The sequence below is a fragment of the Actinomycetota bacterium genome (assembly GCA_030018275.1).
GTDB lineage: Bacteria > Actinomycetota > Aquicultoria > Subteraquimicrobiales > Subteraquimicrobiaceae > Subteraquimicrobium.
This window is the reverse complement of the sequence record JASEGB010000008.1, coordinates 1-15,455: the sequence shown is the minus strand read 5'-3', so window position 1 is coordinate 15,455 and position 15,455 is coordinate 1. Positions and strand designations below refer to the sequence as shown.

At 44.2% G+C, this 15,455-nt stretch carries 18 protein-coding genes and 1 pseudogene; 16 read left to right on the top strand and 3 right to left on the bottom strand.

Features of this window, described 5'->3' with window-relative positions; all coding sequences use genetic code 11:
- The 5 genes and pseudogenes from fabG to rnc all read left to right on the top strand — a co-directional run bounded on the left by fabG (window position 1) and on the right by rnc (window position 3,778).
- Window positions 1–744 carry a 3-oxoacyl-[acyl-carrier-protein] reductase gene (fabG, locus tag QMD66_04475; GenBank protein MDI6822109.1) on the top strand — a complete coding sequence of 248 codons (744 nt, stop codon included), beginning with the start codon at window positions 1–3 and terminating at the stop codon, window positions 742–744.
- 55 nt (window positions 745–799) lie between these two features.
- Window positions 800–1,042, top strand: coding sequence for an acyl carrier protein (gene acpP, locus QMD66_04470; GenBank protein MDI6822108.1), 243 nt, complete (start codon window positions 800–802; stop codon window positions 1,040–1,042).
- Between the two features lie 49 nt (window positions 1,043–1,091).
- Window positions 1,092–1,782, top strand: a pseudogene (locus QMD66_04465) (nitronate monooxygenase).
- Window positions 1,783–1,808: 26 nt separating this feature from the next.
- Window positions 1,809–3,047, top strand: a complete 1,239-nt coding sequence (gene fabF / locus QMD66_04460) for a beta-ketoacyl-ACP synthase II (protein MDI6822107.1) — start codon at window positions 1,809–1,811, stop codon at window positions 3,045–3,047.
- A 41-nt stretch (window positions 3,048–3,088) separates the two neighbouring features.
- On the top strand, window positions 3,089–3,778 hold the full coding sequence (gene rnc / locus QMD66_04455; protein ID MDI6822106.1) for a ribonuclease III: 690 nt from the start codon (window positions 3,089–3,091) through the stop codon (window positions 3,776–3,778).
- Here the strand turns inward: rnc and QMD66_04450 are convergent.
- The gene (locus QMD66_04450; protein ID MDI6822105.1) at window positions 3,775–4,791 is read right to left on the bottom strand and encodes a 3D domain-containing protein; all 1,017 of its coding nucleotides are present in this window, start codon (window positions 4,789–4,791) and stop codon (window positions 3,775–3,777) included. The two genes, rnc and QMD66_04450, sit on opposite strands and share 4 nt — an antisense overlap.
- A 244-nt stretch (window positions 4,792–5,035) precedes the next feature.
- On the opposite strand from QMD66_04450, the gene QMD66_04445 reads away from it, so the two are divergent.
- Both QMD66_04445 and ftsY read left to right on the top strand, forming a co-directional pair.
- Complete coding sequence (locus QMD66_04445; GenBank protein MDI6822104.1) at window positions 5,036–7,786, top strand: AAA family ATPase; 2,751 nt, start codon at window positions 5,036–5,038, stop codon at window positions 7,784–7,786.
- Entirely contained in the window at window positions 7,764–8,720 is a 957-nt protein-coding gene (gene ftsY, locus QMD66_04440; GenBank protein ID MDI6822103.1) for a signal recognition particle-docking protein FtsY, read from the top strand. The genes QMD66_04445 and ftsY overlap by 23 nt, the downstream gene beginning before the upstream one ends.
- Here ftsY and QMD66_04435 read toward each other — a convergent pair.
- Both QMD66_04435 and QMD66_04430 read right to left on the bottom strand, forming a co-directional pair.
- Window positions 8,703–9,065 carry a helix-turn-helix transcriptional regulator gene (locus QMD66_04435; protein MDI6822102.1) on the bottom strand — a complete coding sequence of 121 codons (363 nt, stop codon included), beginning with the start codon at window positions 9,063–9,065 and terminating at the stop codon, window positions 8,703–8,705. The genes ftsY and QMD66_04435 overlap by 18 nt on opposite strands.
- A 249-nt stretch (window positions 9,066–9,314) precedes the next feature.
- Complete coding sequence (locus tag QMD66_04430) at window positions 9,315–10,367, bottom strand: hypothetical protein (GenBank protein MDI6822101.1); 1,053 nt, start codon at window positions 10,365–10,367, stop codon at window positions 9,315–9,317.
- Between the two features lie 140 nt (window positions 10,368–10,507).
- Between QMD66_04430 and ffh the strand changes: the two genes are divergently transcribed.
- The 9 genes from ffh to QMD66_04385 all read left to right on the top strand — a co-directional run.
- Window positions 10,508–11,839, top strand: a complete 1,332-nt coding sequence (gene ffh / locus QMD66_04425; GenBank protein ID MDI6822100.1) for a signal recognition particle protein — start codon at window positions 10,508–10,510, stop codon at window positions 11,837–11,839.
- Window positions 11,840–11,939: 100 nt separating this feature from the next.
- Window positions 11,940–12,248 (top strand): 30S ribosomal protein S16, encoded by a 309-nt coding sequence (gene rpsP, locus QMD66_04420; GenBank protein MDI6822099.1) that lies wholly within the window; start codon window positions 11,940–11,942, stop codon window positions 12,246–12,248.
- Window positions 12,245–12,475: a KH domain-containing protein gene (locus tag QMD66_04415; protein MDI6822098.1), complete on the top strand. Its 231-nt coding sequence runs from the start codon at window positions 12,245–12,247 to the stop codon at window positions 12,473–12,475. Before rpsP ends, QMD66_04415 begins: the two co-directional genes overlap by 4 nt.
- A gap of 89 nt (window positions 12,476–12,564) precedes the next feature.
- Window positions 12,565–13,089, top strand: coding sequence for a ribosome maturation factor RimM (gene rimM, locus QMD66_04410; protein MDI6822097.1), 525 nt, complete (start codon window positions 12,565–12,567; stop codon window positions 13,087–13,089).
- A 24-nt stretch (window positions 13,090–13,113) separates the two neighbouring features.
- Window positions 13,114–13,866, top strand: coding sequence for a tRNA (guanosine(37)-N1)-methyltransferase TrmD (trmD, locus tag QMD66_04405; protein MDI6822096.1), 753 nt, complete (start codon window positions 13,114–13,116; stop codon window positions 13,864–13,866).
- 60 nt (window positions 13,867–13,926) lie between these two features.
- A complete protein-coding gene (gene rplS, locus QMD66_04400) occupies window positions 13,927–14,268 on the top strand; it encodes a 50S ribosomal protein L19 (GenBank protein ID MDI6822095.1) in 342 nt (113 codons plus the stop codon).
- 20 nt (window positions 14,269–14,288) lie between these two features.
- On the top strand, window positions 14,289–14,891 hold the full coding sequence (gene lepB / locus QMD66_04395) for a signal peptidase I (protein MDI6822094.1): 603 nt from the start codon (window positions 14,289–14,291) through the stop codon (window positions 14,889–14,891).
- 81 nt (window positions 14,892–14,972) lie between these two features.
- Window positions 14,973–15,125: a hypothetical protein gene (locus QMD66_04390; protein ID MDI6822093.1), complete on the top strand. Its 153-nt coding sequence runs from the start codon at window positions 14,973–14,975 to the stop codon at window positions 15,123–15,125.
- A 124-nt stretch (window positions 15,126–15,249) separates the two neighbouring features.
- Window positions 15,250–15,455, top strand: a 206-nt coding sequence (locus QMD66_04385) for a hypothetical protein (GenBank protein ID MDI6822092.1), incomplete at its 3' end; no start/stop codon positions are given.

The window sequence follows — 15,455 nt, the reverse complement described above, 5'->3', positions numbered from 1 at the left end:
ATGTTTGATTTGCAAGATAGAGTGGCCCTGGTCACCGGGAGTGCAAGGGGAATTGGACGGATAACTTGTTTAAAATTGGCGAAGCTCGGAGCTCACATCGTTGTCAACGATATAACCGGCAAGGAAGCGAATGAGCTCATTCAAGAGATCGAAAAGCTCGGAAGAAAAGCCACATTCATTGAGGCAAATGTCTCCATCCTTGAGGAAGCAAGAAAACTTATCGAGGAAACGGTCAAAATCTTCGGTGGAATCGATATTTTAGTCAACAACGCTGGAATTACCCGGGATAATCTTCTCATTCGAATGAAGGAAGAAGAATGGGATGCCGTTTTGGCTGTCAATCTTAAGGGTACCTTCAATTGCACACAGGCGGCGGCAAAATATATGTTGAAGCAACGCCGGGGAACCATAGTAAATATTGCCTCTGTTGTGGGAATCGCTGGAAATGCGGGGCAAGTCAACTATTCAGCCTCCAAAGCTGGGGTCATTGGACTGACCAAAACGGTGGCTAAAGAACTAGCCTCACGGGGAATTCGAGTTAATGCCATAGCCCCAGGATTCATCGAAACAGATATGACCCGAAGGCTCTCGGATGAAATAAGAGAACGGATAATTGGACAGATTCCTCTGGGAAGATTGGGTCGACCGGAGGAAGTCGCAAACCTCATCGCCTTTTTAGTCTCTGATGAAGCCAGCTATATCACGGGACAGGTAATTCAGGTAGATGGAGGAATGCTAATGTAATTAATGTATATATCACTTTAAAGTGGAAATTAATCGAAAAGGAGGAGAAATGAAAATGAGCGATGAGATCTATGACAAGGTGAAGGATATCATCGCAGAGAAGCTGACTGTGGATGAAAATAAGTTGGCGCCAGAGACCTCGTTCGTCGATGATTTGGACGCTGATTCCCTAGACATTGTGGAGTTGATTATGGCCCTGGAGGAGGAGTTCGGCATCGAAATATCAGACGAAGATGCAGAGCGAATCACCACGGTGAAAGATGTGGTGGATTACATTGAAAATAAGCTCGCTGGGTAGCTGCGAATCTACTTAAACAGCAAAATTGTTTTTATTGGGGGAATACCTTGTGGAGTTGCCCAAATTGAAAATCGGAGAATGGCAGACTTCACTGCCAATTATACAGGGAGGCATGGTGGTTAGAATCTCCCTTGCCCCTTTGGCTGCAGCTGTGGCTAATGAGGGGGGAGTTGGAATTATTGCTGGTTCGGGTTACACTCTCCTGAACTCGTTGAACATATTCGTCGTGCTCGAAAACTGACTGATGGAATTATCGGAGTAAATATCATGGTGGCGCTGGGAGAGTTTGCTGAACTTGTTCGGACTGCCATTCGAGAAAAAGTCGATTTAATCATATCAGGAGCAGGCTTTTCCCGTGATGCTTTTAAATGGTGTCACAATGCCAACATACCCTTCGTCCCCATTGTATCCTCAGAAAGGGTTGCTAAATTGGCCGAAGGATTCGGAAACCAGAAGATGTCGTAATCATCGAAAGCCCGGTGGGCATGCCCGGGAGAGCTCTTCTAACTTCCTTCACTAAAGCTCTTTTCGTTGGGAAAGTCCCCAAACCGGTCGATTATAAAAGATGTGTGAAATGTCTTAAACATTGCAAAAAGAACTATTGCATCATCGAAGCCTTGGTGAGAGCACAGCGGGGTGATATGAGGAGGGGTTTGGTCTTCTGCGGCGAGCGAGTGGGAGAAGTAAAGGAGATTTTACCCGTCGGGGAAATTATAAAAAATCTAATCGAGGGAATTTAAAGAGGCGACCTTGAGGGTGGTGTAAAGTGCAGAGAAGGGTCGTAATCACGGGTCTTGGACCGGTGACTCCAATTGGAATTGGTAAGGAAGCTTACTGGCAATCTTTGGTGATGGGTAAATCGGGTATCTCTGAAATCACTCACTTCGATGCCAGTGAGTATCCCACCCGTATAGCAGGAGAGATACGAAATTTTGATCCCTGCGATTTCATGGAACCCAAAGAGGCAAAACGCATGGATCGCTTCACCCAATTCGCCATCGCCGCCACTAAACTTGCTTTGGACGATGCAAAACTCAAGATTACTCCATCCATAGCCGAGCGGGTGGGTGTCGTAATCGGTTCTGGAATTGGGGGACTGGGAACCCTCGAGGAACAACACAAAATCCTGTTAGAAAAGGGACCACGCAGAGTGAGCCCATATCTTATCCCCATGATGATCTGTGATTTAGCTGTGGGGCAGGTTTCCATCTTCTTCGGAGCCAAGGGTCCAAATACCTGCGTGGTTACCGCTTGTGCCACAAGCACCCATACCATTGGCGATGCCTTCGAAATGATCAAAAGGGGAATCGCCGATATCTGCATCGCTGGAGGCTCAGAGGCTAGTATCACCCCTCTTGGTGTTTCTGGTTTCTGCGCCTGCAGAGCGTTATCGAGACGCAATGACGAACCCACGCGTGCCAGCAGACCCTTTGATGCCGAGCGAGACGGATTCGTCATGTCCGAAGGTGCGGGCATCGTTATTCTTGAAACCTTGGAAAGTGCTCGATCCCGAGGTGCACACATCTATGCAGAGGTCGTTGGATATGGTCTAACGGGGGATGCTTATCACATCACTGCACCATCTCCAACCGGAGAAGGAGCGGCTCGAGCAATGCAGATGGCCCTAGACGAGGCTAGTCTTTCCCCCAAACAAGTGGATTACATAAATGCACACGGAACTTCCACCCCTTATAATGATGAATTTGAAACTATGGCCATAAAAAAGGTATTTGGAAAGCACGCCTATGAACTCGTGGTGAGCTCAACAAAATCGATGACAGGACATCTTTTGGGAGCAGCGGGCGCTATAGAACTGATCGCCTGTGCCATGTCCATCGAAACTGGGATTGTTCCTCCCACCATAAATCTGGAAAATCCCGATCCCCTCTGCGATTTAAATTACGTTCCCAATGTAGCCATAGAAAGGACTGTTTCCGTAGCCATGTCTAACTCTCTTGGATTTGGTGGACATAATGCTACACTGGTTATAACAAGATTCCAATAGAAAGGTTGTGAGATGTTCTGCAGATCGAGGAAAAAGATAGGATCGCAAAAGCGGAGAAGCATCTCGGCATCACCTTCTCCAATAAGAACTTACTCAAACGGGCTTTAACTCATAGTTCTTTCGCCTTTGAAATGGGCATGGACGCAAGGGAAGTTTACGAAAGAATTGAGTTCTTAGGCGATGCCATCCTTAATTTCGTGATCACGGATTTTATCTTCTACCGCTTCCCCGGATTTAATGAGGGAGAATTGGCAAAATTCAGGGCAAACTTGGTTAACTCTGAAGTTTTGGCTAAAGTGGCTCAAGGGATAGGCTTGGGTGAATTTATTTTTATGGGCAAAGGAGCCGAACTCACTGGAGGGAGAGAAAGGACATCCATCCTTGCAGATTGTTTTGAAGCCGTATTGGGAGCTATATACCTTGATCAAAGTTTAAGCGCAGTTAGAGAATTCATTCTCAAAAATTTCAAGGATATAATCTTTGAGCAAACCTTAAAGGAATTCTCGGATTTTAAAACGACTCTCCAAGAATACACCATGGAGAAGCTAGGGGCAGTGCCCGAATACCAAATTACCCGTGAAGAAGGGCCCGTTCACGAAAGAATTTTTCATGTAGAAGTTCTGGTTCAAGGCAAGATATTAGGCAAAGGAATGGGTCGGAGTAAGAAAAAGGCAGAACAAAGAGCAGCCCAAGAGGCTTTAGAAACACTACGAGGAGAAAATAACGATTAATCCCTTATTTCCACGGTAACCCAGCGTTTTCCGAATCTTGCAGCCTCAGCGTGGGTGTTGAAACATAGATCAATCCTATAACCTTTGATGGATCTGCCAACATCGCCCGCTATCGCCTCCCCGTAACCTGAGATATAAAGCTTAGTGCCGAGGGGAATGACACGGGGGTCAACAGCGACAACGCCGTATCCGGCGAGCATACCCGTGGCTGTTCTTCCATTTCCAGAGCCCGTACAAATCTTGCAGGGACAGTATGCAGTTGCCAGCATCCTAAGGCTCCTTGCCTCGATGCCTCTACTCGGAGGTTGTAGTTGATGCATCCTGCTTCTGATCAAAGAGGTCCTAGTTTTAAGTATCCTTAATTTCCCGTAGCTTAATCTCTTCTCCCGCCGTATTTTATCTAGAAAATTTCTTTTCTCCTTAAGTTTTTGAGATAGCAACTCTCGCCTTGATTCGTACTCGGATTTTAAATGGGTAAGATATTCACACTTCCCTTCGATCTCATCTTTGAGATATTCAAGACGTTCCTTTTCCTGGCTTACAGATCTAACCAATTCCGCATCGTTTGCGGCAATGATTTGCATATAGGTTAGAATCTTAAGAAGGGTATAAAAATCATTTGAATTAAAGAGGAATTGGGCAGGACTTACTTCTCCATTGATATAAATATTCTTGATCCTCTCATTGAGTATCTCGGTTTTCTCACGAAGTTTTTCATTTGTTCGCTGCCACTCGCCCTCTAGTTGGAGGAGTCTATCTCGGGTAGTCGAAAGTTTCGCGCTGAGGGATTCAAGTTCTTCCTCATTGCGCTCTAGACTGGTATCGATGGCTACTAATTCGATGAGGATACTCTTCTCTTGCCCCTCTAATGATGAGATCCGTGTTTGTTGCCTTTGAATTTCTAATTCTGCATTGCTTAATGGATTAGAGGCGGTGGGGTTAGCTACACTTAGTGGTAAAAGTAGTGCAACGACAAATGCCAGAACTAAAGCAAGAGGTCTCTCCCTCAGCATACAACCTCCTTTAGGCGGGGCAGGCGGTTGTATTCTAGACCCAAACCAGAAACCAATTTATCACATTTCTCCCCTTTGGCGAAACACCTTTTTGAAAAAAATTTTAAACCCGCAGCTGATAAGGAGGAAAAAATTTTTCCACCATTTTAGCAGCTATAACACCTTTTAAGCGTATGAACAGGGATGATTTATCGCAAGATTTATCTATGGTAGAATACCTTTGAGTTGAAGCCAGGAGGTAGTTTTGTATCTTAAATCTCTTACTCTTCGCGGATTTAAATCCTTCGCCGATAAGACACTCTTTAAATTCGAGCCAGGGGTAACTATTATTGTCGGACCCAATGGCAGCGGTAAGAGTAATATAACCGATGCCATCCTCTGGGTATTGGGTGAACAAAATCCCCGAGCACTTCGGGGTTCCTCCATGGAGGATATAATATTTGCAGGGAGTCGCTTAAGACCAGCTCTGGGTTTAGCGGAAGTTTCCCTCTATCTCGATAATTCCGATGGTTTCCTCCCCGTTGAATTCTCCGAAGTCGTCATCACTCGAAGAATATTGCGTTCAGGGGAGAGTGAATACCTCATAAATGATTCACCCTGCCGCCTTGTGGACATTCAAGATCTCCTCTCAGAAAGCGGTTTGAATAAGGATTGTTCAATCGTCGGTCAAGGCAAACTCGAGGAGATCTTGACCAGTAAATCCGATGAAAGGAGGATACTCCTTGAAGAAGCTGCGGGAGTCTTGAGACATAAAAAGCGTAAGGAAAGAGCCCTACGGAAGCTAGTTTCCATGGATCACAATCTGGTTCGAATAAAAGATGTATTACAAGAGGTCAATCGTCAACTAAAACCATTAAAAGTTCAGGCAAATCGAGCTCAGACTCATGAAAAGCTTTCAAAGCAGTTAAGGGATCTTGAGGTTGAACTTTGCATCATGAAGCTTCAGGAGCTTCAATCCAAATGGAATGATCTCAAAATAAAGAAGGAAAATTTCAGTTCTAAGATCGATGCCTTAAGAGAGGAACTCACATCGGAGAAAAGAAAACTGGAGTGGCTGCACAATAGCTTGGAGGAGAAAGGTATCCAGGTCAGTGATATTGGAGAGCAACGCCGCCATCTACAAGGAATCTACGAGCGGTTAAATAGTAGGCTTCTCCTTCTCGAAGAGAAGGGCAAGAATTTAATCGAACGTTTGAGTGAATTTCGACAGAAAATTCATCAGCTTGAAAAGAGAAAAGACCAAAGAGAAAGGGAGATAGCCCAGCTAAAAGAGGAGAGGTTTGTTACCGATACGGAGCTCAAGCGAATTCACACCTATCTTTCCGAACTTCACCAAAGGATGGAAACCCTTGGAACAAATAGGAAAAAGATTGAGGAGAAAATTGAGCAAATTGAGCAGGCAATCTATTCAAAACAATCAAAGCTCGCACAGAAAAAAAGAATATGGGAAGAGGAAGCGACATGGATTGCATTGGAACGCACTTTGGCCAAAGTCCTTTCCAGTTTAAGGAAACAAGCCAAAAAATTGGCACTCTGCCAACAAAATTTGCTGGATTTATCACAAAAACTTGAGGGAAGAGGATCTTTAAGAGATTTGACCCAATTATGTCAGGATGTAAAGGCAAAACTCGAAAAAATCCAAGATGAACAGGAAACGATCCAGGAAAATTTCCTTAAAGTTTTGGAGAATCTTCCCAGACGTGCCACCGCCATCGGAGACAAGCCCCAAAAAAAGCTGAAGGACGAAATTGCATCTCTTGAGGAAGAAATCACCATTTTAGACTATAAAATGCAGGTCCTTGAAAAGGAAAAAGGTCTTTCCTCAGAGGAAGGAGATAAAATCCGTAAAGAGATTACCCAATGCCAAGCTGAACTTGCTTCCCTGGAAGAGCGAAGAGTTTATACAGAGAAACAACTGGTTACAGCCAAGAGAGAGTTAAATGAGGTTGAAGATCTTCTAAAATCAGAATATGGAATCGCTCGATCACTAGAGCATTTAAGAACGCGAATTCAACCCCTCCACAATCTTTTTTGTCAGCTGGTAAGTGAAATTGAGCAGTGGGATTCCAAACTAGAGAACATAGCCACTGATGAAGAAAATGTTTCAAGGGGGATTCGAAAATCCATCAAGGAATCCCAAACCAAAGCGGGCTTCTTGGACGGACAAATAGAACAACTACGGGAAAATGTACATCATCTCGAAGTTTCCCAGGCTCAACTGGAGCTCGAAGTCAAAACCTTGGTCGAAAAGATCGTGAGGGAATATGGTGTTTCCCTTGAAAAAGCCCTTAAAGATAGCCCAAGGGGTTCCAAAAGAACCTATGAATTTCAAATTCAAAAGCTAAAAGAGGAAATCGCTAAATTGGGGCCAGTCAACCCCATAGCCTTGAAAGATTTTGCCGCCTTGGAAGAAAGGCAAAAGTTTCTTAATACCCAAATCAATGACCTTTTAGAAAGCAAGCGAGCTTTGGGGAAGGTCATTAGAGCCATTGACAAAAAAATCGAGGATAGAATCCTCGAGACCTTCGAGGAAGTTAACCTAAATTTCCAATCAATCTTCTCCTATTTATTTCCAGGTGGAAAGGGTGAACTCACCTTAACTGACAGAGATGATGTACTGAATACGGGCATCGATATTGAAGCTCAACCCGGTGGAAAAAGATTGCAGAAATTATCATTATTATCAGGGGGAGAAACTGCTCTTGTGGCTTTGGCGTTTCTGTTTGCAATTTATCATACGCATCCCAGCCCCTTTTATGTACTCGATGAAGTCGAAGCCACTCTGGATGACGTAAATCTACAGCGCTTTATCGCCCTTGTAAGCAAGCTTAGGGGTAAGGTCCAATTCCTCATCATCACCCATCAAGGGCGAACCATGGAAATAGCTGATGCAATCTACGGTGTTTCCATGCAGGCTGATGGGATATCCAAACTCATTTCACAGAAATTTAAACCGGAAGAGGAAGTAGCGTATGAAAAAGCGGGGAGAACTTAAACTGAGCGACTCATCAAAGGGTTGGCTTAAAAGGTTAAAAACTGGTTTAAGAAGGAGTCGGGAAAAACTAACCGACCAACTTTTCGATATTTTTTCGAGAGCAATAATACCCGGCGAAAAGGTATGGGATGATATCGAAGAAGTTTTGATTCAAGCGGATGTCGGCATCAAGGCCACCCTTAAAATAGTCCAGGACCTTCGAGAACGCGTTGAGATCGAAAGGATCCAAGATCCTCTCCAAATCCTTGGACTACTTAAAGAAGAACTCATCCGCATTCTTGGTGACTCCAAAGAGCCCCTTTTCCTGGCAAATAAACTCAATGTCTTAATAATCGTTGGGGTCAATGGTGTGGGCAAGACAACTGCTATAGCCAAAATCGCTCATCGAGCTATGAAAGGAGGTTTAAAAGTCCTCCTCGCCGCCGCGGATACTTTTAGAGCAGCCGCCATTGAGCAACTGGAAATATGGGGGGAGAGAGTTAGAGCTCCCGTTCTAAAACACCAGAAAGGATCCGACCCAGCAGCTGTGGTCTACGATTCCATCCACGCCTCACAAGCCAGGGGAGTTAACGTTCTTTTAATCGATACCGCAGGTAGATTGCATACCTATGTGAATTTAATGGAAGAACTGAAGAAGATCAAGCGCATAGCGGCGAGAGAGGCGTCCGAGGCTAATATAAGAACTTTACTGGTCATAGACGCTACAACCGGTCAGAATGGAATCGCTCAAGCCAGATTGTTCGATGAAGCTCTCAAAATCGATGGAATAATCCTCACCAAATTGGATGGCACAGCTAAGGGTGGCATAGTGGTCGCCATTGCTGATGAGCTTAGAATACCCATAAAGCTCATCGGAGTGGGAGAAAGGCTCGAAGATTTGTGTGAATTTGATGCCAACGAGTTCGTTGAAGCCCTTTTATCCAGGAACGTTTAGGAAATCTTTCTCAAGTGCCCTAATGATTTTGCTCTCAATTTTCTTTTGGACCTCGATGGGCAGATTTGCGAGCCTATACAAAGCCGTTGTCAAATTGGGTTTTAACATCAGATATCGGGAAACTTTTCGAACCCGATATTCCATGAAATAATCGGGTGAGATTCCAAAACCAGCGGCGATTCTTCTGATAACCTCGTCTGAAGGTGCAGGCATCCTGCCTCTTTTTAATTTACTCAAATAGGTATAATCAACTTTGCACCTGCGCGCAAACTTCCTCAGGCTGACTCCGCACTGCTTAAATAACTCCGTTAGTGCTTCGTGAAAAAGCTCGTGAGAATACTTCATTCTTTCTCCCTTGATTTTGAAATTAAATTCCAACTTTATTATCGTTTGCAATCGATTAATACTTTATACTGGATAAAAGATTGTAAGGATAATAATTTCCAGAATCCACTTATGAAGGTTACCTTGAACTATTAACGATTTAGGTTGACACTTTTGACATTTAATAATACAGGTTTACCTACTAATGGATAGAAACGGAGTTTACCTTGGCGGATAAGAAATAGGGAGAGAAAATGAGAATCTATGGGATCATTGGTTCATGCACGCTGTAACAAAAAAATGGCCTCTAGCTTGAATCTTTGAGATTTTGGACCAGAGGATATAAACATCCCCGTTTGGTCTCACCAGACCGGATTCCAAAATAGTGTCTTTGGGTGAGGAAGAAAGTGGGATAAGAAGATTTTTACCCTTGCGAGTAATTTTCGCCAAGTAAATGGTCTTGGATTTTGAAGCAACCGATTTTGTTCCGGCAAAGTATAGGCTACGCTCCCTGTCCATCCCAAGGCAGATACCGGTAAGTCCCAGGGACTTCCAGGATTCTGAGAGTGTAGTTTTTTGAGTGAAAATGTCCACCATTTTCAATGATTCTTTCTTACCATCCAAAAAAATGAGGTAAACATCATTCCCATGAACAACCCAGGCTATAGGGTATTCCTCCTTGGAAAGGGAGAGGGTTTTTACCTTTTTAAGCTCCCCTTTCCTGTTGAGAATTTGTACCGTTAAAGAAGATTGAGATATAGATGAGGTGATTATGCTCCCATTTTTGTATGCTAAATTATTGTGAGAAAAATATAATATTGGATTTCCGATCACCCCCAGGGCTTGTTCTTCAGTTAAAGGATGGATTCTCCCCAGGAATTTTCCTTGTCTGTCAAACTTCTGAATTTCTATACTGGCAGAGAGGGGCTTATTCGATTCAGAAACCAGCGTCTTGCTCACCCCCATATAAATATTTTCCCGCTCATCGACACAACATCCCCAGATGCGATAGGCGGAATATTTTACCTCATTCGAATCGGTCTCTGGTACGATGGCGAGTTTCTTTCGAGGAACTATCTTCAAAAGTAGTTTCCCTTTGGGATTGAATTTTCTCACCGCGAAATCTCCTTCGGCAACGTATATATTCCCGGCATTATCCAGTATCAGAAAAGGTGTTCCCCGAGCTTCTAGATAATTTAAGGTATAAGATACCGAGGTAATAATCTTTGGCTTACCATATTTGCTGGATATGGATTTTCCTCCACAACCCATTAAACTAAAGATCAATGGGAGGATTATACTCACAACTATTTTCCGAGACATTTTCACTTTACAAACACCCTAAATTGGATATTACCATAAACTCCCTCTTGTGATATAAGCTTTTTGGCTGCACCCTTGCTTGACACCTACCTTCCGCTTCTATAATATGGTCGGTAGCTTGTAGGTATCAGGAGGCAGAAATGTTTGAAAATCTATCTACCAGATTACAAACCATATTTGCCAAGCTAAGATCTCGTGGAAGATTAAGCGAGAGAGATGTCGACGATGCTCTTCGCGAGGTCCGCCTCGCTCTTCTTGAAGCAGATGTCAATTTTAAAGTGGTGAAAAACTTCGTCCTAGCGGTTAGAGAGCGGGCCGTGGGAAGTGAGGTCTTTGAAAGCTTGACCCCTGGGCAGCAGGTTGTAAAGATCGTGTACGAAGAATTGACAAAGCTCATGGGACTCACACCCAGTAAGCTGGTCTTCGCCCCAAAACCTCCCACAATCTTCATGCTCGTGGGGCTTCAGGGATCGGGGAAGACTTCAGCAACAGCAAAATTGGCCTACTATTTAAAATCCCTGGGCAAGAGAGCGTTTATGATCACCACGGATATTTACAGACCAGCTGCGGTAGCCCAACTCAAGACCCTCGGTGAAGAACTCAAAACACCCGTATTTTTCATGGATTTAAGGACACCGCCTTTGGAAATAGCCAAGCATGGGATCAAGGAAGCTATCCTCAATGGTTACGACGTTGTCATTTTGGATACCGCCGGACGCTTACATATCAATGAAACGATGATGGAAGAATTGAGGAAGTTGAGGGAGGAGATTCATCCACATCAAATTCTTCTCGTTGTAGATGCGATGACTGGTCAAGATGCTGTGAATCTGGCTCTTGCTTTCAAAGAAAAAATAGATTTCGATGGAGTCATATTGACGAAATTGGATGGCGATGCTCGTGGGGGAGCAGCTCTATCCATTAAAACGGTCACCAATAAGCCAATCAAACTCGTCAGCGTGGGCGAAAGATTGAATTGCCTTGAGCTCTTTCATCCCGACCGCATGGCCTCCAGAATATTGGGGATGGGTGACATACTGACCCTTATTGAGAAAGCAGAGGCAGCTGTAGATGCCCGTAAAGCGCAAGTTTTAGAGGAAAAATTAAGAAAGGGTCAATTTACCTTGGAAGATTTTCTCAATCAAATGCAACAACTTAAAAAGATGGGACCCCTAAATCAGATTTTAGGGATGCTGCCAGGTATATCTGGATTGCCGGCTCCGAAGAATTTGCAGATAAGCGATGATGAGCTCACCCGGTTACAAGCTATAATTCAGTCAATGACCCCCGAGGAAAGAAGGAATCCTAATATCATCGATGGAAGCCGGCGCTTAAGGATAGCGAGAGGCAGTGGAAGTACCACCCAGGAGGTAAATCGGCTTTTAAGGCGCTTTCACCAAATTAAAAAACTCATGAAACAATTCGATAGTTTTCAAGGGATGAGGCTAGGACGAAAAATCTTCCTCAGTTAAAGTTAGCCGGTTGGCTTGTTAGCTAGTTAGTTGGTTTGCTGGGTAGTAATTGTTGAAATTTTAATCTTATGAGCAAATCAGCAAAGGTGGAGGTGATATATTGGCAGTTAGAATAAGATTGAGTAGAGTAGGAGCCAAGAAAAGACCCCTTTATAGGATAGTGGTTGCAGATTCAAGGATGCGCAGAAATGGCAGGATTATTGAGATCATTGGGCGGTATAATCCCAAGACTGAACCCTCTTTTATTGAAATAGAAAAGGAAAAAGCACTGAAGTGGCTTGCTCAAGGGGCTCAACCCTCAGAAGCCGTAGAGCGGTTGCTCGAAATAACGGGTATTCGAGAGGAGTTTGAAACTCACAAAGATAAATACCTACCTTCGGGTAAAAAGAATCAGGAGGTGACATCGTGAAAGAGTTGTTAGAGGTTCTTGCCCAAGCTCTTGTAGACAAACCAGAGGAGGTAAATGTAAGCGTTGTGGAGGGGGAAAGATCGGTAATTTTACAGCTCCATGTAGCTCCCGAAGATGTGGGCAAGGTCATTGGAAAACAGGGACGTATCGCCAAGGCACTTCGAACAGTCGTCAAAGCCGCCGCCGTGAAGGAAGGGAAGAAGGCAATCGTTGAGATCATAGATTAACTGGCGTTTTGCCATGGACATTTACATGTCCGACAAATAGTGGGCTGACACGAATAGGGTCAGCCCGTTTTCCCTTTAAAGGATTTTCAATGAAACCAAAATTTTTAACAATAGCGCAAATCATGCATCCACGAGGCACAGAGGGCGAGGTTAAAATAAAATCCCTCACCGATTTCCCATCGAGATTTAAACGGGGCTTAAGCGTTCATATAACCCCGCCACTCCTCTACAAAGAGCAGTTGACGATAGAAAATGTAAAATTTGAAGGTCGGGGTATAACCATAAAATTCAAGGGAATCGATAACCGTGGCAAAGCGGAGCAATTGAAGGGTTGCTTTCTCCGAGTTCCATTGGAGGAGGCAGAATCCCTCCTTCCTAAGGGTGCTTATTGGTTTCACCAGATAATTGGTCTTGAGGTACTGACCGAAGAGGGTGAATCTCTGGGAACCATTACGGAAATCTTAAGAACCGAGGCAAATGACGTATATGTCGTAAGTCCCACCGGCAAAGGCGCCAAAGAGATTTTGATACCGGCGATTAAAGATGTAGTGAAGAAAATCGATCTAAACCAGGGAAAAATGATAATCAAACCCCTGCCTGGACTTCTCGAATAAAATAGTGGGGACTGGTGAGATGACATGAGAATTGATGTTCTAACGATATTTCCCGAGATGTTTGAGTCGCTCCTGAAATGCGGTATGGTGCGCATCGCCCGAGAAAAAAACTTAATTCAAATAGTCATTCATGATTTACGAGATTATACTCCTGATAAACACCGGCAGGTTGACGATACCCCCTATGGCGGTGGACCAGGGATGATCATGAAGCCCGAACCCTTCTTTGAAGCTGTTCTATCTATCGCGCAATGCACTCTAGAAGACCTGCCGAAAATCGCTCGAGTTATCCTTTTTACCCCTCAAGGCAAAATTTTCAATCAGCATCTCGCTGGTGAACTAGTCGGAGAGAAACAGCTCATATTGCTATGTGGAAGATATGAGGGGATCGACGAAAGAGTGCATGAGCATCTGGCAACCGATGAAATCTCAATTGGAGATTACGTGCTGGGTGGGGGAGAGCTTCCAGCAATGGTCTTGATAGACGCAGTAACTCGCCTTATACCCGGGGTTTTGGGGGATGAATGCTCTCTTGCTGAGGAAACCTTCTCCCGTGGTTTGCTCGAATATCCACAATATACCAGACCAAGGGATTACAAGGGTTGGTCCGTGCCAGAGGTCCTTTTAAGCGGAAACCATATGGAGATTACAAAATGGCGGAGGAAAAAATCCTTGGAACGCACCCTGCGAAGACGCCCGGATTTGCTAAAAAATGCGATCTTGAGTGAGGAAGATAAGAAATTACTCCAGGAAATCAAGGCGCAACTTGAAATATAAGCGCTTTTTCCCGATTCGAAGATATGCTATAATGACGCTGTTTACTCGGAGGGAGAAACCATGGATCTCATAGAAACCATCGAAAAAGAACAGATTCGGAAGGATTTACCGGAGTTTAGAGCCGGCGATACGGTCAAGGTCCATTATAGGGTTATAGAAGGTAGCCGAGAGCGCACGCAGGTATTCCAAGGAATAGTAATACAAAGGCGGGGCGGTGGGCTTAGGGAGACCTTTACGGTGAGGAAAATCTCCTTTGGAATTGGTGTTGAAAAAACCTTTCCTCTACATTCTCCAATGATTGCCAAGATAGAGGTCGTCAGCCGAGGTAGAGTTCGTAGATCCAAGCTTTATTACCTTAGAAAGAGAGTTGGAAAGGCGACACGCGTCAAGGAAAGAAGATAACGGGTTTCGGTGAGAATAAATTGTTCATAAACTACGATGAAGGGGAAGAAGAAAAATCAAGGGTCGAAAGGGAAGCTTACGTAGGGGAGGAGACAGGGTCGAAGAGAGACTCATTTTTGGCATTTTTAAGGGAACTCCCCATTTTAATAATCACCGCCATTATCGTAGCCTGGCTCATTAGAACATTCATTGTCCAGCCCTTTTATATACCCTCTGGTTCCATGGAACCCACACTTTATCCCGGGGATCGAGTATTGGTGAATAAATTTATCTATCGATTCAAGGAACCCGAACTCGGAGAAATCGTGGTCTTTGAACCTCCCCATGATATCCATAAGGATTTCATCAAGAGAATCATCGCCACTGAAGGTGAGATCATAGAAATCAGAAAGGGTCAGGTTTTCATCGATGGGAAAGTCCTTGAGGAGCCTTATGCCGCATCAAGTGGGGATTACAGCAATTATGGTCCCGTGAAAATGCCCAAGGATAATGTCTTTGTAATGGGAGATAATAGAGCAAATAGTATGGATAGCCGGATGTTCGGTCCCATGCATGAGAAATACCTGGTGGGTGAGGCTTTTCTCATTTATTGGCCTCTACACCACATCAAATTACTTCCCTGATGTAAGGTGATGTCATGAAAAGACTAGCCCCCTTTCAAACCTCCTGATATAAAGGAGGAAAAACAAGGAAAGGAGGCAGTCATGTTATATGTTGGTTTAGACCAACACAAGAAACACTCATATTTTACCGTAAAAGGAGAGGAGGATGAAGTGGTTTTCCAGGGAAAAATTCCATCTACTCCTTCGGGGATAGATGATTTCTTGGAAAGAGATTGGAGATGTCTTGCGCTTTAGGAATGCCAAGAGGCTTTTCTCCTATGCCGGAATCGTCCCTTGGGAAAAATCCTCCTGAGAGAGAATAAAGAGAGGACCAATAACCAAAGAGGGTTCCCCTTGGCTTAGATGAGCTTTGCTTGAAGTGGCTCAGAGACAGGAAGTGAAGAACGGTCCCTTTTCTTCCGACTTCAGAAGAATTGCCAAAAGGAAGGGAAGAAACATAGCTAAAGTGGCGGTGGCAAGAAAAATCCTTAAAACTATCCATGAGATGCTCAAAGAGTACAGACTTGAAGCCGAACGGGTAAGGGGTGGGCTCCGTATTTTTCATGGTTTGTCTCAGGCAAACCC